Here is a 17,276-nt window from a genome sequence, read left to right as displayed (position 1 = left end):
TCACACTCCTAAAAATTCCTTGCTGTAGAATATGGATACTTCCAGAGAATTTACGCCGCTGGCTGCATCATATCTAAACATATTGTCGCCTATAGCAAGCTGCATAAATGTACTGTCTACATCAATGTAGCGGAAATAGTCGGTTTCTACGCCGTCCCTTATCAGCTTAGCGCCCTTGCTACCGTACTTCGTGTTAATCTCTATCACGTCGCCCGTTTTCATAGTGGCGTTAATCTGTATAAATTCCTCGGTATCCACATTAAGCAGTATCGGGTTTGAAACTGTCCCCAGTGCTGTAAACCTTATCCTCATTCCTGTTGATACGTCGCCCTCGTTGTAGCAGTCCACTATTACGCTTTCCGCTCGGTATCCGTATATCATGCTCTTTGTGCTGTCCTTTTCGATAGCGCAAGGGAAATGCCACGCAGCCACCCAGCTTGCTATATCCTCTTTTGTTTCTTCCTCTTCCCGCCAGAACGGGTTAAGGCACTCTATTTGTAAATCAAACTCATAAAGTACCTCTTTCTTTAGTATCTTAGGCTCTCCATACGCCCTGCAATCAATCACACGCTTAAAGCCGCCGTACTCATACACCAGCGTAGCGCTAAGCTCTGGGTTAAATATCTTAAGCATACGGCGGCGCAGTTCCAATGCCTGCGCCTTACCCCGTGTGTTGATATGTCCCACTACGTCTATGTCCCTCGCCTCGATACGCTGCCCTACGTAGGTGTCGCCGTGCTGTCCCATACTGTTTGTGCTGTAAATGACGCTCGTAACGCCGGAAATGCCCTCTACGTCTTTACTTATATTACAATGGTATACGCTGTCTACTCCCAGCTCTAACCGCTCGCCCCTTGAATTTATGTAAGTCAGTTTTTCATTTTCCATGTGTTACACCGTCCTTGCTATCATTCTGAACTGTCGGGCTGCCTCTTTCTGCTGTTTTGCATAGTCCGTGGTATTCGCATAAATATACTGATTGACAACTACGCCGCCTGCTGCACTGCCGCCGCCTCTCGGCTTTGGCTTTTTGTCGTCGTTATCATACTTAAATTCATTGCCTACATTTACCTTTGCGTCTACGTCAAACTCCTGCGGTACGCTGTCCTCAATCATTTTCTTAACGCCGCCGATTTCATTAGAAAAGCCAACACCGATACCCTGCGCCAGATATACGCCGATTTCGTCACGCATCAGCTTAGACGGGCTGGCAATTCCGAATAAATCTTTAAGGAAGTCGGTAACATCTCCTACCCAATCGCTTATTTTGTCTTTTATCCACCTCGTAGCGCCGCTTATGCCGTTCCAGATGCCCTCTACCATGTTTTTACCGAACCCTGCAAACGTACTGCCAATATCCTTAAATACGTCTGTTATTCCAGTAATTACATTTTTCATGCCCTCTACGGCTTTGTTCTTTACTTCTGTACCCCATGTAGCCACTTTGGAAATTGCACCAGAAATGCTGTTATAAATCTTTTGCGGTATTTCCTTAACAATCGTAACAATGCCCGTTACCATGGCGTTCATTACCTCTTTGGCTTTCGTAAGCATATTGTTACCCCATGTAGCCACTCTGGTTACTGCCCCTACTATGCTGTTCCAGATTTTCTGCGGCAGTTCCTTAACAATCGTAATAACGCCTGTTACCATGCATTCATTACCTCTTTGGCTTTCGTAAGCATATTGTTACCCCACGTAGCCACTCTGGTTACTGCGCTTACTATACTGTTCCAGATTTTAGCAGGCGTTTCTTTCACAATCGTTACAATGTTCGTAAGCATTGTGTTCATTACTTCTTTGGCTTTGGTTTGCATATTTGCGCCCCACGTAGCCACTCTGGTTACTGCGCTTACTATACTGTTCCAGATTTTCTGCGGCAGCTCCTTAACAATATCTATAACTTTCGTTACAAAATCCGTTATAACTGTGCCGCCTTTTTCCTGCATATTTGCGCCCCACTCTGCTATTTTCTCAACGCCCGCAACGATTGCCTGCGGTATCAGAGTAGGTAGCTCTTTTATTTTATTTATGATTGTCGTTACCAGCTTGCCTGCCGCCGTCAAAATCTTAGGCAGCCCCGTAATCAGTCCTGTTACAATGGCTGCTATAATTTGCGGTATGGCTGCGATTAAAAGCGGTATTGCATCTATGATGCCGTCAATCAATGCAACTATAATATCGCCCGCACTTTCGATAATAAGCGGTATGCCCTCAACCAGTGCATTTATGATAGCCGTTATGATTTCCGGCAGTGCCTCAATCAGTACAGGCAGCGCTGCTACCAGTCCCTGTGCCAGCCCCGTAAGCAGCTGTAATGCTGCTGTAATCAGCAACGGTATATTTTCTATCAGCATGGTTACAATGTTCGTAACCACCGTTACGATTGTTGGCAGCAATGTAGGTAACGCTTGTGAGATACCTTGCGCCAATTCCGTAATAATCTGTACACCTGCCTCTAAAAGCTGCGGCAAAATGGTAAGTAGCGTATCTATGATTGTCGGTATAATCTGCCCGATTATGCTTATCATTTCCGGCAGCATTCCAACCAGCGTATTAAGCAAGTCCTGTACGCCGCTCATTAAAGGCGGTAATAACTCCTGTATAACCTGTGGTATATACGTTGCAAGCTGCTCTACGATTTCTCCCAGTCCGCTTACCAGCCTCGGCACTGTTTCTATTACCCTCGGTGCTATATTCCCTACCACTGTTACAATACTGTCTACCAGATTGCTTGTAAGCTGTGAGAAATTCGCCTCGCTGTCTGCCATTCCAGCTACCCAGTTGTCCCACGCTGAACTCATAGAACTAACCGAACCCTCTATTGTTGTACTTGCCTCTTTTGCCGTTGTCCCTGTTATGCCCATTTCCGTCTGTACGACGTGAATAGCGTCTACAACGTCTGAATATGATGAAATATCATACTTAATGCCGGATAGCTTGCTTGCATCATCAAGCAGTCGCTGCATTTCCTCTTGTGTACCGCCATATCCCAGTTTTAAGTTATCCAGCATGGTATAATTCTGCTTTGCAAAACCGTTATAGGCGTTCTGTATAAGCGATATATCAGTACCCATTTTATTTGCATTGTCTGACATATCCGTAATTGCCACGTTTGCCTTTTCTGCTGCCGCTGCCGTGTCATTATTCATACTGGCAAGCAGCGACGCTGAAAAGCTGGTAACTGTTTCCATGTACTCATTTGCAGACATTCCGGCTGTTTTATATGCGTCGTTTGCATAACCAACAACCGTATCAGACGACGTTTTGAAAAGAGTTTCTACACCGCCTACAAGCTGTTCCTGTGCTGCGTATCCCTCTATCGCTTTTGTGGTAAGCGCTGCTATGGCTGTTGCCGCTCCCGCAACTGCTGCCGCCGTCGCCGCTGCTGCTGCTTTAAGCGCTGTACCCATTCCACTTAGCACGCTTGTAAATCCAGAAAATTTTCCCTTTGCGTCGTCTGCCTGTTCCCCGCTGTCTTTTATTTCCTTTCCCATTTCGTCAGCGGCTTTTTCTGCTTTTTCCATTTCGTCAGTCGTTTTGCCTAATTCCTGCTCTGTCTTTACAAGCGCTGCTTTCTGGTAATTTAACTGGGTTTCAAGTTTTTTACTTTCTTCGCTATTGTCTCCTGTTGCCTTGCGACATTTTTCTAAAGCCGCCTCGGTTTCTTTTACCTTTTTTGCCTGCTCGTCGTATGTTTTCTGTAGTACCGTCTGCTTTGCTTTCAGCGCATCTACGCTGCTTGCATTGTCCTTATATTCAGCCGTTACAAGTTTCATTTCAGAATTAAGCACTTTAAGGGTGCTGTTAATTTCCTTGCAGGCTGCTTTATACTCTGCCTCTCCGTCAAAACTTAACCTTGTTTTGACGTTCTGCGTCTTATCTGCCATAATTAAAAGCCCCCTAACGCTATGTCTATATCGTCCATGTTTTCTGTGGCTGCTGGTGTCCCCGCCTGTTTCTGTCGGAAAATGTGCGGGTTATATTCCTTGTGATATTTAAACAGTGTCGTTATCTGGTATGGTGTTTTTCTCCACGCCTCACGTTCCCTGTATCTCAAAAGCACTACTGCAATATACAAAAGCCGTGCAGTATCTAATTTTCCTGCACGGCTGCCCTGTTTCCCTCTTCTGTTGTTTCTTCTCCGTCGTTTTCGTTCTCTGTGTCGCTGTTGTCTCCCGCAGTTCCTCTGTAGAACGATTTAAAAATAGCGTTCTGTACTTCCTGCAAATTTCCTGCGTGTATCAGTCTGCCTACCCTTTTCTCTTCAAGCAGCTGGGCGTTTTCGTCCTCTGCTAAAAGTGCCTCGTTAATAAGCAGCGTAAGTAACCACCTTGTATCTTTAAAAAGGTTTGGGTTATCTTTATTGAATACCTCGCTTAATTTGTCGTAGCCCCCAAACTTTTCCTGTACTTCGTCTAATGCGTTCAGTGAAAAAAGTAAACCATATTCTTTGCCGTTCAGCTCTACGGGAAAAGCCCCGCTCTTTAATGCTCCCATGATATAAAATTAAGGCGCAGCCCATGCTACGCCTCTCTCCTTTCCTGTTTTATACACTTTCCATTGCTGCTGCCTTTTCCGGCACTGCTGTAAACCACGTTTTAGCCGCTGCGCTTTCCTCTGTTCCCACAAAGTCTGCTTTCCACAAGTTATCTTTCTTTCTTGTTGTAAAAGATGCCTCAATGTCCGGCGTGTTAAATTTGATACTCTCGCCCTTTGTTTCGTACTTTTCAGACGGTACTTTAAATTTTGCTTTAAGCAGCCATACGTAACGGTATTTACCACCCGTTTTCTTAGCTCTGAACCCTACAGCAACATACGGCGGCTCGTCCTCTTTTCCCGCCCATACTACGCTGTTCTTATCTACTGCCTGTCCCAGCAGCTCTGCCAGCACTTCCGGCGTAAGGTCTTTAATTCCCAGTTTAAGCGTTCCGCTTGCAAACTCCGTGACGCTCTCGCTTAATGTGTCGTCTGCATACAAGCTGCCGTCTGCTGTCTTTACGGATAAATCGGCGCTCATTGCCTCTGCCATTTTCTTAGGTGTCCCGTAGCTCTCTGCTCCGTCTGCCTCTGTGCATACGGCATAATATAAATCTTTCAGTCCCAGTGTCATTGTTTAATCACTCCTCTTTCAAAATCTCGACTGTGATAGGCACTAACCAGTACCCCGTTTCTGTTTCGTAGCTTTCTGCGTCTATGCTGTTGATATAAACGCCTGCTGCTTTCAATACCTCTTTTGTCTTATCAAGCTGCGCCTCAAAATCGCCCTTATGGAAAAGCGTAACTCTATACATTTCCCTGCGCTCTTTCTCTTCGTCGTCTGCATTTACCGCAGGCGTACCCAGCAGCCGCAGAAACGTATAATATGCGTCTGGCTTATCCCGTCCAGTGTAAACGCCTCTCTGGGCTGGCAACCCTGCGCTTTCTAAAATCTCCTGTATACTCATTCGCCTGTTTCACTCTCCCATATACTGCGCTGTGCCTCTACTACCTTTTCGTGCGCCTTTTCGTTTGCCACTGTCATATAAGGGCGTGCAGCGTGGCTACTTGTGCCGTACTCTGCCACAAAGCCGATTGTTGCATAGCGCACCTTGCTTTTATCTCCTTTTCTGTCGTTTCCATGCTTTGCCCGTCCCTGTGGGTATATCTCTACGTATTTCTCCGTATCGTCGCCCTTTACGTCCGTGGCTTTTATGGAATTGATAAAACCGCCCGTTTCATTCAGTCCCATTGCCTGTGCCTCTGCTCTCTGTGCCTCTATCAGCACATCAGCACCAGCTTTAAGCATTTTGGGTACTGCCTCAACTGTAGCCGCCTCTCTCCGGCTGAAAGCGTCTATAATATCTTCCAGCCCGACTGTGTTAAACTCTCCCATGCTTACACCTCGTTTCTGTGGCGTAAATCTGTAAGCGTAAGCTCTATGGTGTCTGTTCCTGTATCGTAGGTCTTAAGTACAAAATAGCGCCGCCCGTTTACTTCTACTACGTCCTCGCCGCCATAATCTGCCTTATGTACCTCGTACTTTGCCTCTACCAGCTTTCCTGTCTGCTGGCTCTTGAAATACTCGCTATACCCCACTGATTTTTTATTACAAAATACAGTACGGGTTCTTTCTTTCGGCTTTGTCGCAAATCCGTTTTTGTTTACCCTGTCTTTTTCGCTTGCCTCGCTTATCAGCGTTATTTCGTCTATCCAGTCCATACCTTACCTCTCTTTTAGGTGTCCGTTTCGGACACATAGCCCAAATAAACGCTACCGCAATAGCAGTTACCCAGATATGCAGCATCTGTTTTATGCTCTAAGGCATCTATGCGCCCGTCCAATGTTTCCATGTTTTCGTAAACTTCTGAAAACGTATTATTTACAGCCTGCATATTGCTGCTTTCTCTGGCTTTCATTTCCTGTACCAATGCCTTTAAGCTGGTAAAGCTAAACCACCTCATGCCAGCACCTCACTTATGCAAACAAGGCTTTTATTTCCTGCTGCGTAATTTCTGTAAGGTCTGCTGCTGTCAGTGCCGTTATTCCTTTTGTAGCTGTAAATTTGCCTGTTTTGTTATCATACGCAAGCCCTGTAATCACATTGCCTGCGCCCGTAACTGTTACGCTTAAATCGTCCAGCTGGATAAGTCCCGCTACTGCCTCATTGATTGCTTTTGTTACGTCTGCGGTCTTTGCGTATGTTGTCAGTGCATTTGCAATGGCTGCCGTTACTTCCGTAGTCTTTGCATAACTGCTTAAGTCTACTTTCCAGTCTCCCACCTTTTCCAGTTTACCGTTAATTACCATGTATTCGCTGTAAAGGTTTCCTGCCTCTCCACTGGCATTTTTTACCATGTAAATTTTCTTTTCTGCGTCGTCCGCTACTGTATCAATGTCTCCCGTGCTGTCTACCATTACACGGCTTAAGTGATCTGTCCCTGCAATCGCTGTGGAAATAGCGGCGGCTACCTCTGTTGCGGTCATTCCGTCTTTAATTCCATAGCCTGCAAGCGTTGTAGCTGCGTCTGCTTTCCCGTTTATAAGGCTTTTCAAATCCTCTGTAAGATTTTCTACAGCTACCTTATCAAGCCCCCCCAGCGCCCCTATGTCGCCTTTTTCTGCATAGCGTTCTTTAATTTCCGCTACCAGAAATTTAAGGGTATCGTATGTAACTCTCTTAATTGCCATTGCTCTTATTTCTCCTATTCAAACAAATCCTTAATATCCTGCTCTCCTACTTCGTCGTCCGCAGTATCTGGCGTAACGCCGCCTGTGTATTCACTGGATAGGCTTAAGTGCATTTTAAGACACTCGTAAGATTTCCAGAATTGCTCTGATTTATCAGAGTATCCAAATTCTGCCTTGCAGTATAGCGTAATGGCTCTAATAATCAGTGCGTCTGTTTCTTCCAGTTTCTTTACGCCTACGTCCTGCAAATCCATTTTGCAGGCGGCTATACAGTCGTTTATTTCCTCTGTGATTTTCTCACTGGTGCTGCTGATACGCAGCGCCGCCCGCATTTTCTCGGTTAATGTTGTGGTATCTGCTGCCATAGCCTGCACCCTCTTTCTTACTCTTCTATTACTGCTGCTACGCCTGCCTCTTCCAGAACTGCTGCACGTTCTCTGCTTACTGCGTATTCGTCCCCAGTATCCTTAATCTGGTTTAATTCCTTGTCAAGGAAACGGCGCTGTGCTTTTACTTTTACAAGCTCTGTGGCTGCCTCTTCCTCTTCGGCTTTCGCTGCTGCCTTTCTCTCTTCCTCGGCTTTTGCTGCTGCCTCTGCCGCCTTTCTCTCTTCTTCGGCTTTCGCTGCTGCCTCTGCTGCTGCCTCTGCCGCTGCTCTTTTATCCTCTTCTGTAAGCTCGCTTTCGTCCGGTATGTCTACCTCAACCGCTGCGCAGCGTGTAGCAATTTCTTTCTTTGTTCCCTCTGCATCTACACCCAGCTGCTTTGCCAGTTCCTGCAAATCTTCTTTCTTGTAGCTTTCCAGTTCTTTAGCGTCTAAATACCCTTTCATGGTCTACCTCGCTTTCTGGCAGCCAGTGTTTATACACCAGCTGCCTTGTTAATTACACTGCTTCGATTTTCTTTACAACTACAAGGCTGTTTTTGTCTACTACCTTGCCGTCTACAAGCATAATGCCCTTTGTAATCTGGTCGTCTGTGTCGTTGTCCTCATACTTCTTTACGCCCATAGAGTAGTTTGTATTAAGCACGTAGTCCTTGAAATTGAAAAGGAATGCAAAAATTGTATCTTTCGCAAGTGCTGCGCTGTAGCTTGCTACGTAATCGCAAAGTACAACTGTTCTGCCTAAAAGCGTTCTCTCCGGCTTTCCAGATGTTCCATAGTTCACTTTTGCGATAGGCTGCCCGTTCTTATCTGTCATGCCTACATACTCCATAAAGGTCTTTTTACTCATGCACCACACAGCGCCATTTTCATAAGCCATAGGTAAAGCACCCTCTGCCTTAATCAAATCACTGTAAGACGGTGCGGCGCTCTCGATTGTCTGCCCGTCGGCTGATGTCTCTGCTAAAATTCCTTTCGGTTTTCCTGTTCCGTTTCCGTCAATGATTGCCTGCTCTAACGCTTTTGTCATTGCCTCAACAATATTGTTAATAAGCAGTGTTTCAAAAGCGCTGATTGCCATTGTATCTACTTCCAGAGATACGGCTACTGCGCAGCGCAGCTTATGGTATGCAAAAGTAATCATGCCGTCTTTTGCAATATTCTTTTTCTGCTTGTCGCTGCCTGCTCCCTCATTTACCCATGTTGCAGTAGGCTTTACAGTAGATACAGGGATAGAAACGCCGCCCTTGTATGCAGTTCTGGTTACAAGGGCTAAAATCATACCTGTGCTTTCCAGCTTTTCTACAATCTGGTTAAGCACTGTGGTAGGGATAACTGCGCCTACGTCTGTGCTTTTGCTTACCGCATCTGCTCTGTACTCTTTCGGCAGCGCCTCGCCTCTGCATACATATTTCATAAATGCTTTGCGGTATTCCATGCTGCCGTATTTGTCGTCGTTATCGCCCTCGCCAGCTGCTCCCTTGAAATTTCTAAGCACTCTCTGCTGTCCGCTGCCGTCTCCCTCTCCGTCGCCTACGCTTTCGCCTGCTGCAATTCTCGCAAGCAGTGCGCTACGCTTTTCTGCTGCTGCCTTAATTGCCGCTCTCTCTTCCTGTAAAGCTGTTACCTCATTCTCCAGCGCTGTAATTTCTTCCTCTTTCAGCTCCGCTGCTCTTGTGGTAAGCTCGTTTTTAATTGCTGCTAATCTTTCCTCAATTTCTTTTAATCTCATTGTTATGTTTCCTTTCTGGTCTTGGATTTTATAAGCTCGCTCTAATCTTTAGTATTGCTGCCCGCCTCTTAAGCAACTCCTGCCGCTCCCGCTCGTAACTCCTACTCGCAAAAGCACGGGCGCTTATTTCAGTATCTCCGTTTGCTGGAATGCTCACGGCTGATACATCATAAACTTTCTTGATTTTCAAAATCGTCCTTGTATGTGTTTCTCTGTCGTAGCTTTCCTCTGCTACGCTAAAAGCCCATGACATTTTATTTATCATGCCCGCCTCTATGTCTTGGTATAGCCCACGGGCTAAATCTGTCTTGCCTAAATCAGCCGCCACCTTAAGCCCTTTATAGTCCGGCTGTAAAATCAGTGTCTTATTTGACTGTCTGGCAAATACCCTGCCCTCATGGTCGTACTGCATGATAACGTCGCTCATGTCTGCACCGTCTAAAGCGTGTGCGTCTATTCTTTCGTAAATCTTTGTGCCGTCCTCAAATTCATACAGCAAATATGGCGTATCAAACGTAGTGGCGTAACCCTCTACGTAATACTCCGTCTGTATCAATTTCGTTGCACTCTGCGCTGTCAATGGCGCTGCCAGCGCCCTATATTCCCGCTCTTTCTTAATCGGCATTATTTACACCCTCTTTCTCTCCCAGCCCGCCTGCTGGTTCGCCTGCTGCCGCTGGCGGTGTCTGCTGCGGCTCTGCCTGCTGCCCCGTTGCTATGGGCGCTTGCTGTGTAATTATCTGTGGCTTTCCATTACTGTTTTGCAGTTCGCTTACCTCGGTATACTCTTTGCGTATATAATACTTTTCCCCGTCCTCAACGTGTGCCATGTTCCATATATCCATAACGCCGTTTCTGTTCAATAGCGCACGGTCAAAAAGCTGTGTGCTTACACTTAACTTTGTGGCGTTGCTGGCATATTGCAGGCGGTTTGCTGAAAAGAAAATAGCATTACCGCAAGCTCTTTCTCTCTCGGTAAAACTCATATTTGTCATAACAAGCGATAACTGTATTGCAAACGGTTCTATTTTCCCCTCGTAGTAAGCATTCCACGTATTTTCATCAAATTTATTTTGTAAAATATCCATGTTTGTACCAAAATGCGTGCATACATTTTCCTGTATATTCTGCATCTGCAATGCGTTTGGCGTGTATGGTTTGCTCTCTACCTGTTTCAGCTCACTAAACTTGTTATCATAAATTATCATGCCGCTATCGTTGTCTGCGCTTAAGTTATCCTCGGTAAAACGCTGTCGCTCTTTCTTTATATCCTCTGGTTTCAACATATTTGCCACTTTTGCCAGAAAGCGGATATTTGCAGAATTTTTGACAGCGTTTATAATTCCCTCGTTTTGCGTATGTATCAGTTGCATTGTTGGCTTAAGTGTTCTGTTGTCCTCTCCGAAAAGGTCGTCTGTGTATTCAAAGTCTGTCATAATGCCTACACGTTCAAACTCTATAGCTCCATGCTCGCCATTTGCAAACAGATACCGTAAATACACCTGCCCTGCTGCCTCTACGACTTCGCAGCGTTGCGCTCTCAATGGATACCAGCCACAAAGCCGCCCGTACTCGTCCTCGATAGGTATAATAAAAGCGGTGTGTTCCACCGCTACATACGTTGCCAGACGCTTAATAAATTTTGTTGTGTCCATAAAATAGTTGGGCTTATGCTGTAGTGTCTTTTCCAGTGACTTAAGGGCGCTGCCCTCAATCTCCGGCTTAAGTTTACTGCAATGTGTCGCAAAGCTGTTTACTGCCGTTCTGGTTAAATCCATTTCATATACGCCGCCGTTATAACTGGTAAACGTCGGGCTGTATCCGTTCAGCATTTTAAAATAGCTGTCGATATATCGCAGCTCTTTACCATGAAAAAGATAATCTAAAAATTTCATGCCGTTTACTCTCCTTTCTATGCGGCATTTTTAAGCAGCTCGCCGCACTCTTCCCAGTATTTCTGCCGCACGGTCATTGCATCTATGACAGATACAAAGCCGTCGATATGCGCCCGCTGCTCGATTTTTATAGGTCTGAATTTTCTTGTTTCCATGTTGTGCTTAAGCGCAACATTTAAGAAATGTGTCTTTAGTAAATTGTTGTCGGCTATCTTAAAATCGCCGTCTTTTATGATGCCCTCAAACTCCCTTATAACTGGTGTAAGGTTTTCGCCTTGGTAAACGTCGTCCATGTGAAAACCATAATTTGCCATATCGGTAATAAGGTACTGAGCGCTGTATCTGTCGTAGCCGATTTTTAAAGGTCGTATTCCGTAATCTTCCAGTAACATAGTAAACCAGTCGTAAACGTCGTGGTAGTCTACGTAATTCTCGCCGCTTAAGGTTATCAGCCCCTTTTTAACAAATATGTCATACGGCACGCCGTCCGTAGCCTGTAAGTATTCCAGCCTGCCCCGTGGCATAAAGAACTGTGTAAACGCATACAGTGTACCGTCTTTCTGAATAACCACACTGGCTGCCGTTAAGTCCGTTGTCTGGCTTAAGTCGATACCGCCCACTGCGTAGCAGTCCCTAAAGTCCTCTAAGGTCTTTTCTACTCCGGCGTTCTCTACTGTCTGATATTCCAGCCATGCAATAGAGCTGTTCTGCTTGATATTGCAATACTTTGTAAGGAACTCTGCTTTTTTACTTAAGCTGCCCTCTGCTACTGCTATCTCGTCCATAAAGAAACTTTCTTTTACGGATACGCCCATGTTAGGGTTAGCCTTTTTCAGTTCGTCTATGTCGTTCCACTTCTCCACATCATCAATCATGTAAAGGAATGGTAATAGCCTGCGCTCTTTGCTGTTTCCTTTCAAGAAACTTGTGCTACGTTTCATTAGTTCATCATAAATACTGTCGTTGATATATCCGGCAGTGCTTATGCTTAATATCATAGGTTGAGTACGTGCGCCTAAAGCGGATTTCATAACCTCATACTGCTTTAGTCCAGCGTCCCCGCTCCATGCTGCCATTTCATCACATACCACAAGCTGCGGGTTAAATCCGTCTGACTTCTTGGCATTAAAAGCAATCGGTTTTATTACCGTGTTGCTCTCCGCAATATAAATATCGCTGCGCCGTTTCTTTGCCAGCTCCGCTAACTCGTCCTCTGCCTGTACCATTTGATAAAATCCGTCATACACCAGCGCCGCTTGGTCTAATTTCGGCGCTAAGCAGTATATTTCTTGTCCATACTCCGGCTCTAAGTACGCCATATATGCAATAATCGCAGATGCAAATAAACTTTTTCCGTTTTTTCTGCCAATTACAATAAAAATTTCACGGAAAATACGTATTTTTTCTGCGTCCTGTATGCCAAAAATAACAGAAACTATGGCTTTCTGCCATAGCTCCAACTTGATTAAATCATTACGTCCCTTGCTGTGGTGGCAAAAGTTCTCTATGAACCGTATAGCCTTATTCGCAGCCTTTGCATTAAAAAAATACTCCTGCTTTTGCAGCCCGTTTATAATGATTTCGTATATTTTCTTTATCCATTTTCCCGCTATGATTTCGCCGCTTGTAATCTTTGCGTGGTACTCATAGATATAATTTCGATAAGGCGGCAATATTGCTTACTCTTCCCGCAAAGCCGCCAGCCTGCTTGTCTTTCGTTTCGCAGCTGGTACTAATTCCGTAAGCTGCTTAATCACTGCTGCATAGTTCTTACTAAGCGCTATGTAAGTTTCTGCCTCTGGGCTTTTCTTTGTTCCCCACTGGTTCTGCCCGTTCTGGTACTCACTCGTCCAGCCGTCTTTTTCAAGTTTCGCCTGTAAGTCGTCCAGCTCAATGCTCATAAATGCAGCCTTTTCTATCAGCGGCGTTACTAATTTTCTTTTGTTTTCGTCTAAGTCCTTGAAAATTCCCTTAAGTCTGGTCTTTTCGGTCTTTATCCTCTGTTCTTTGGTTTTCTCTTTCTTTGTTGCCATTCCTTTACCCCGCTTTCCATTCCTGCGCCGCACCACACCCCCTACACCACCCGTGCGCACGCCCGTAGGGTAATTTTAGGGTATCCCCCTCGGTATTCGCCCCCTTTAATTATTTTTCTGATATGGGGGGAGTATGCCGCCGTTCTCGTCGAACTGATACCGCTTATGCCTCTCCTGTTTGTGGTGTTCCTTGTTGTGGCAGTCTTGGCACAACGCCTCTAAGTTATCCCAGCACAACGTAACGCTTATGTCGTTTATGTTCTCTCTGTTAAGCCAGCGCTTATGATGCGCTATCTTTGCTGGCTGCCCGCAGCGTTCACAAATATAATCTTGTGACATTAAATAAGCGGCTCTGGTTTTTTCCCATGCCGCTGATAAATAAAAACTCTTAGCCCATGCTTTCATACTGTCCCCTCTCTTTCTTCATTCCCCAGCGCCCTAAGTTTCATGCGCTGGGTGGAGGCTAAAGAATGAATAGAAAAAGAGTAGGCAACTGCTGCCGCACATGGCTTAAGCTATCGCCTACTCATTTCATGCTACCATTGTATCTCTTTTGTTTTCCCATGTAAACACCACGTTTTTACCACGATATTACCCGCTGCTGCTCTGTTATCATTTCTCTTACTGGCACGCCTGCTGCTCTTAGCTGCTCGTATATACTCCTTATCTCGTGCCTAAACCAGCCTGCATACTGCATGGGTACTGGCTGATATTGCCGCCCCATAAATGGGTTATCCGCATACGCTGCCACCTGTGAAAACTCATATAGCAGCAGTGGCTTACTCTGGTCTAATAATAGCCGCAATATATATGCTGTCGTTCTTCCGTGTAGCCGTCCCTCTGGCGGCTGCCATATCCCAGTTATTATATATGACCTCTGCCACTCGTAAAGCTCAAATCCTAACGCCTGCTCTATATGCTTTATCAACCTGTCTGCCGCCTGCTGTTCTCTCGCTGTTTCCCGCTTTCTTTTTATCCATGCTTTTATTTTTTCAAACACTTACTTTACCCTCTCTTCGTCAATCCCCCACAATAATACTGACAGCTCGTTTATGATGCCCGTAACCCAGCGCCTCGGTGTGTTCTTTCCTGTATCCAGTTCCTCTGCGATTTCCGCATAGTCCATGCCCTGCATGAAATACATTTCAAAAGCCTTGTACTCTACACCTCTGCCTGCTGCCTCTCTGCGGCGCTCTATCTCTTCTACCGCTTTGTCTATATGTGCTGTCATTATCAATGTCTTAAAGCGTGTGCGTCTGATACTCTCTAAGTATGTACGCTGCTGCTCGTCCGTCATGTCTTTAAGTTTTAACTGCTGCCCGTCGCTTATTGCGTTCTCGATATGAAAAGCCATATCACGGTAACATTTCATAAGCGTAAAAGTGTTGTGGTATTTCTCTTTCTTCCTCTCCTGCTTTTCCTGTCGTTTCAGTTCCGTTATTGCAGCCTTTGCCTGTTTCTGCATCAGCTCTGTTAATTCGCTTTCATGCAGTTGTACCCAGTTTTCAGCCTCTGGCGGCATTTCTACCCCTGCCGCCGCTGTTGTCTTTGTTTCTTCCTGCTCCATGTTCTGTACCTCGCTTTCTGTTAATTAAACGGTAGCTCTTCGTCTGCTCCCTCTGGGATATTCATAAACCCGTCACTCTCCGGCAGTTGCTGCCCTCTCGCCTCTGCCTCTGCTTTGCTCTCTCCAAATCCCACGCTGTTTGCCACAACCTCTGTGTAATATACCTTGCCGCCTGTTCTCTGGCTTTCGTAGCTGCCTGTTTTAATCTTTCCTGTTACCTCTGCTTTACTTCCCTTGCTTAACCATTTCTGCGCCCATTCCGCAGTGCGTCCGAAACACTTAATATTTATAAAATCTGTGTCTTTCCCGTCGTCTACCGCAAGCGTAAAGCGGGTAATAGCTGTGCTATTGTCCTGCCCGCCATATCTAAGCTCTGGCTCTCTTGTAAGCCGCCCTGTAAGTGATACATTATTCATTCTCTCTGCCCCTCTCTTCCAGCTTGTCCAGCTTTGAAAATATCGCCAGCAATTCCAGTGCTATAATTCCCAGTAAAATATTAGTCATTTTCTACCGCCTCGCTTTCTTCTCTCAATCCTGCTGTCAAATTGCTAAACGCTGCTGCTACGTTCTCGCATAATGTCGCCAGTGCTGGCTTTATACTCTGCGCCCAGCTGTTAATAGCTGCCGCCAATGTTTCCGCTGCTGTTGGTAAGGTTTTATTTATTTGTCTTGCCATTTTTCTTGCAAGCCTGCGCTTTTTTCGCTTGTCCAGCTCTAACGGCGGGTTTACTCCATGCTTTTTCTTATAGTTCTTTTTCCACTGTCTGTATTTCACTGCTTACGCCCCTTTCTCCATACCGCATACGGCAATATCCATACTGGCGCTGTTATTATCAACACCGCTTTTGCTGTGCATATCGTCACAAATACTGCTACGTCTACTGCTGCCTGAGCAATTTCTTCCACTGCATCTACTATGCCGTCCATATACTCAAACATTTACTACCCCGTTTTCCTGCTTAATCTCAATATTTCTGCCGCCTCGCTGCTTTATAATTGCCTCTACGTGCAAGTATGCAGGCAGCATAACCACGCTGCCTGTTCGTAACTGATATTCTACGCTTTTCCGCATCTTCTCGTATTGCTCTGCCTTGCAAAACGCCGTACAGCCCAGAATAATTGTAAATACCTGTGCTTTCTTCTTTTTCCGCTGCCGTCTATTCATGCTCTGCCCCGCTTTCTGTGTCCGTTTCGGACACCTTACCCGTATAGTCTGTTACTCTGATACCCAGAATACAGTAGCCCTCTGTAAGCCCTGTATAATCTTCCAGCATATAAATAATATCTGCATCAATCGTGCGCCCTGTATGCTTACCGTCCTTAAATTCCAGCATTTTAAGGCTGTCGCCCTGTTTATAGCCTCTGTCATTCTTCCGTAGCTCAAAGCCTTTTTTCCCGCTTACTACGTCCTCGTAATAAGATGCCACTATTTTTATCTCATGCTGCTTATGCTCTGTGTTTCCCTCGCTTGGCAGATGCTCCATTTTTTCTGCGTCTGCCCGCTCCTGCAATTTCTTCTTTGTCTGGCGGTCTATAGCGTCCTGCTCTTCGCTGTACCGCTGTTCGTCCGTCTTTTCAGCCTCTGCCTTGTTTATGTACTGGTCGCATTTCTGGCACGTTCCCGTTTTTACGTTGCAGTCCTTGTATTTCTGGCAGGAATAGCACAAAGACGTTATGCTTTCTGGGTGCGGTGTTTCGTAATCGTCCCCTGCCTTTTTCTCTGCTACCTTTTCCGCTATTTCCTTTGCCCTCACATTTTTGCCCGCTGCTGCTTTTTTCGCTATTTCTTTCTGCTCGTCCTCGTCCAGCTTTGCTGCCTCGTATGCAGCAGTGATACCTAAATTGCCCTCTTTCAGCTGCTCTTTAATCTCCGGCGTTGCGTTGTTGTTGATTGCGTCCATTCTGGCTACGTTTGTGCTGCTCTCATTTATCATAGCCGCCACTAAATCACGCATTTTGCCTGTATCTCTAAGCCGTCCTCTTCCTTGGCTCTGATAAGCGCCGCTTTGGTACGCTCTACTAATCTGGTTTTTTCATAGGCTGTAAGTTCCTGCGTATATCCGTTGCCAGCCAATAAGCGCAGCTCATACATTGCCTCGCTCATGTCCATAAAGCGGTAAAGCACTTTCTCATACTCTTTATGCCCCCGCTCTAAGTTCAAAATATTTGCCTCATTACGTCTGTGTCCGTCGATTATACGGTATTCCCCGTTTACTCTCGCCAATACTGTAGGCTGTTCCTGTCCTACGTGTAAAAAGCTGTCTGCCAGCTCTTCTATGTTCTCTAATTTCTGGTGTGTATTCTCCTGCGCTGCCTTTACCTCATAAGGGCTTAAATAAATCTCTTTGTATCCGTCCGTCTGTGCCTGCTGCCCTGCTGCTTTCGTCTTTGCGTTCAGAATATCGTTAATACCAAACTTTGCCATATTCTCTACCTCGCTTTCTCAATCCTTTGTTTTTTCTTACACTGTCCCATTACTCCGTTGCACATTTCG

26 protein-coding genes are annotated in these 17,276 nt (G+C 45.6%); all 26 read right to left on the bottom strand.

The window, feature by feature from the left end:
* On the bottom strand, positions 1-888 hold the full coding sequence (locus DXA97_RS09950; protein ID WP_118719842.1) for a phage tail family protein: 888 nt from the start codon (positions 886-888) through the stop codon (positions 1-3).
* Between the two features lie 3 nt (positions 889-891).
* Complete coding sequence (locus tag DXA97_RS20895; RefSeq protein ID WP_243107619.1) at positions 892-1,653, bottom strand: hypothetical protein; 762 nt, start codon at positions 1,651-1,653, stop codon at positions 892-894.
* The gene (locus tag DXA97_RS09945; RefSeq protein ID WP_243107618.1) at positions 1,647-3,890 is read right to left on the bottom strand and encodes a PblA; all 2,244 of its coding nucleotides are present in this window, start codon (positions 3,888-3,890) and stop codon (positions 1,647-1,649) included. The genes DXA97_RS20895 and DXA97_RS09945 overlap by 7 nt, the downstream gene beginning before the upstream one ends.
* 205 nt (positions 3,891-4,095) lie before the next feature.
* Complete coding sequence (locus tag DXA97_RS09940; protein ID WP_009297822.1) at positions 4,096-4,500, bottom strand: hypothetical protein; 405 nt, start codon at positions 4,498-4,500, stop codon at positions 4,096-4,098.
* A 49-nt stretch (positions 4,501-4,549) separates the two neighbouring features.
* Positions 4,550-5,113, bottom strand: a complete 564-nt coding sequence (locus DXA97_RS09935) for a major tail protein (RefSeq protein WP_002591275.1) — start codon at positions 5,111-5,113, stop codon at positions 4,550-4,552.
* Positions 5,114-5,120: 7 nt separating this feature from the next.
* On the bottom strand, positions 5,121-5,447 hold the full coding sequence (locus DXA97_RS09930; protein WP_002591274.1) for a hypothetical protein: 327 nt from the start codon (positions 5,445-5,447) through the stop codon (positions 5,121-5,123).
* The gene (locus DXA97_RS09925) at positions 5,444-5,875 is read right to left on the bottom strand and encodes a hypothetical protein (RefSeq protein ID WP_002591273.1); all 432 of its coding nucleotides are present in this window, start codon (positions 5,873-5,875) and stop codon (positions 5,444-5,446) included. The genes DXA97_RS09930 and DXA97_RS09925 overlap by 4 nt, the downstream gene beginning before the upstream one ends.
* A 2-nt stretch (positions 5,876-5,877) precedes the next feature.
* Positions 5,878-6,201: a hypothetical protein gene (locus DXA97_RS09920; RefSeq protein WP_118719840.1), complete on the bottom strand. Its 324-nt coding sequence runs from the start codon at positions 6,199-6,201 to the stop codon at positions 5,878-5,880.
* A gap of 14 nt (positions 6,202-6,215) precedes the next feature.
* Complete coding sequence (locus tag DXA97_RS09915; RefSeq protein WP_117469162.1) at positions 6,216-6,443, bottom strand: hydroxymethylglutaryl-CoA synthase; 228 nt, start codon at positions 6,441-6,443, stop codon at positions 6,216-6,218.
* 13 nt (positions 6,444-6,456) lie between these two features.
* On the bottom strand, positions 6,457-7,170 hold the full coding sequence (locus tag DXA97_RS09910; protein ID WP_118084366.1) for a hypothetical protein: 714 nt from the start codon (positions 7,168-7,170) through the stop codon (positions 6,457-6,459).
* Positions 7,171-7,184: 14 nt separating this feature from the next.
* A complete protein-coding gene (locus tag DXA97_RS09905; protein ID WP_118719838.1) occupies positions 7,185-7,535 on the bottom strand; it encodes a DNA-packaging protein in 351 nt (116 codons plus the stop codon).
* 17 nt (positions 7,536-7,552) lie between these two features.
* A complete protein-coding gene (locus tag DXA97_RS09900; protein ID WP_118562909.1) occupies positions 7,553-8,002 on the bottom strand; it encodes a hypothetical protein in 450 nt (149 codons plus the stop codon).
* A gap of 52 nt (positions 8,003-8,054) precedes the next feature.
* A complete protein-coding gene (locus DXA97_RS09895) occupies positions 8,055-9,287 on the bottom strand; it encodes a phage major capsid protein (protein WP_118719836.1) in 1,233 nt (410 codons plus the stop codon).
* A gap of 28 nt (positions 9,288-9,315) precedes the next feature.
* Positions 9,316-9,912: an HK97 family phage prohead protease gene (locus DXA97_RS09890; RefSeq protein ID WP_118562910.1), complete on the bottom strand. Its 597-nt coding sequence runs from the start codon at positions 9,910-9,912 to the stop codon at positions 9,316-9,318.
* Positions 9,902-11,182: a phage portal protein gene (locus DXA97_RS09885; RefSeq protein WP_118719834.1), complete on the bottom strand. Its 1,281-nt coding sequence runs from the start codon at positions 11,180-11,182 to the stop codon at positions 9,902-9,904. The genes DXA97_RS09890 and DXA97_RS09885 overlap by 11 nt, the downstream gene beginning before the upstream one ends.
* Before the next feature lie 17 nt (positions 11,183-11,199).
* A complete protein-coding gene (locus DXA97_RS09880) occupies positions 11,200-12,642 on the bottom strand; it encodes a terminase large subunit (protein ID WP_243032069.1) in 1,443 nt (480 codons plus the stop codon).
* A gap of 219 nt (positions 12,643-12,861) precedes the next feature.
* Positions 12,862-13,215, bottom strand: coding sequence for a hypothetical protein (locus DXA97_RS09875; RefSeq protein WP_174805388.1), 354 nt, complete (start codon positions 13,213-13,215; stop codon positions 12,862-12,864).
* Positions 13,216-13,320: 105 nt separating this feature from the next.
* Positions 13,321-13,620, bottom strand: coding sequence for an HNH endonuclease (locus tag DXA97_RS09870; RefSeq protein ID WP_118719832.1), 300 nt, complete (start codon positions 13,618-13,620; stop codon positions 13,321-13,323).
* Positions 13,621-13,795: 175 nt separating this feature from the next.
* The gene (locus DXA97_RS09865; RefSeq protein ID WP_118719830.1) at positions 13,796-14,215 is read right to left on the bottom strand and encodes a hypothetical protein; all 420 of its coding nucleotides are present in this window, start codon (positions 14,213-14,215) and stop codon (positions 13,796-13,798) included.
* Positions 14,216-14,782, bottom strand: a complete 567-nt coding sequence (locus DXA97_RS09860) for a hypothetical protein (protein ID WP_118719828.1) — start codon at positions 14,780-14,782, stop codon at positions 14,216-14,218.
* A gap of 20 nt (positions 14,783-14,802) precedes the next feature.
* The gene (locus tag DXA97_RS09855; RefSeq protein WP_118627668.1) at positions 14,803-15,198 is read right to left on the bottom strand and encodes a single-stranded DNA-binding protein; all 396 of its coding nucleotides are present in this window, start codon (positions 15,196-15,198) and stop codon (positions 14,803-14,805) included.
* Between the two features lie 80 nt (positions 15,199-15,278).
* Positions 15,279-15,557 (bottom strand): DNA-binding protein, encoded by a 279-nt coding sequence (locus DXA97_RS09850; RefSeq protein ID WP_118719826.1) that lies wholly within the window; start codon positions 15,555-15,557, stop codon positions 15,279-15,281.
* Positions 15,554-15,721, bottom strand: coding sequence for a hypothetical protein (locus DXA97_RS20160; RefSeq protein ID WP_182436857.1), 168 nt, complete (start codon positions 15,719-15,721; stop codon positions 15,554-15,556). The genes DXA97_RS09850 and DXA97_RS20160 overlap by 4 nt, the downstream gene beginning before the upstream one ends.
* The gene (locus tag DXA97_RS09845; RefSeq protein WP_002591257.1) at positions 15,714-15,947 is read right to left on the bottom strand and encodes a hypothetical protein; all 234 of its coding nucleotides are present in this window, start codon (positions 15,945-15,947) and stop codon (positions 15,714-15,716) included. Before DXA97_RS09845 ends, DXA97_RS20160 begins: the two co-directional genes overlap by 8 nt.
* The gene (locus tag DXA97_RS20890) at positions 15,940-16,737 is read right to left on the bottom strand and encodes an ASCH/PUA domain-containing protein (protein WP_243107617.1); all 798 of its coding nucleotides are present in this window, start codon (positions 16,735-16,737) and stop codon (positions 15,940-15,942) included. The genes DXA97_RS09845 and DXA97_RS20890 overlap by 8 nt, the downstream gene beginning before the upstream one ends.
* Positions 16,725-17,207 (bottom strand): ParB/RepB/Spo0J family partition protein, encoded by a 483-nt coding sequence (locus tag DXA97_RS20885; protein WP_243107616.1) that lies wholly within the window; start codon positions 17,205-17,207, stop codon positions 16,725-16,727. Before DXA97_RS20885 ends, DXA97_RS20890 begins: the two co-directional genes overlap by 13 nt.
* Between the last annotated feature and the right edge of the window lie 69 nt (positions 17,208-17,276).

Origin of the sequence: Clostridium sp. OF09-36 (assembly GCF_003481985.1) — a bacterium.
GTDB lineage: Bacteria > Bacillota > Clostridia > Lachnospirales > Lachnospiraceae > Brotaphodocola.
The sequence above is the reverse complement of the archived record's forward strand: the minus strand, read 5'-3'. Positions and strand labels throughout refer to the sequence as shown.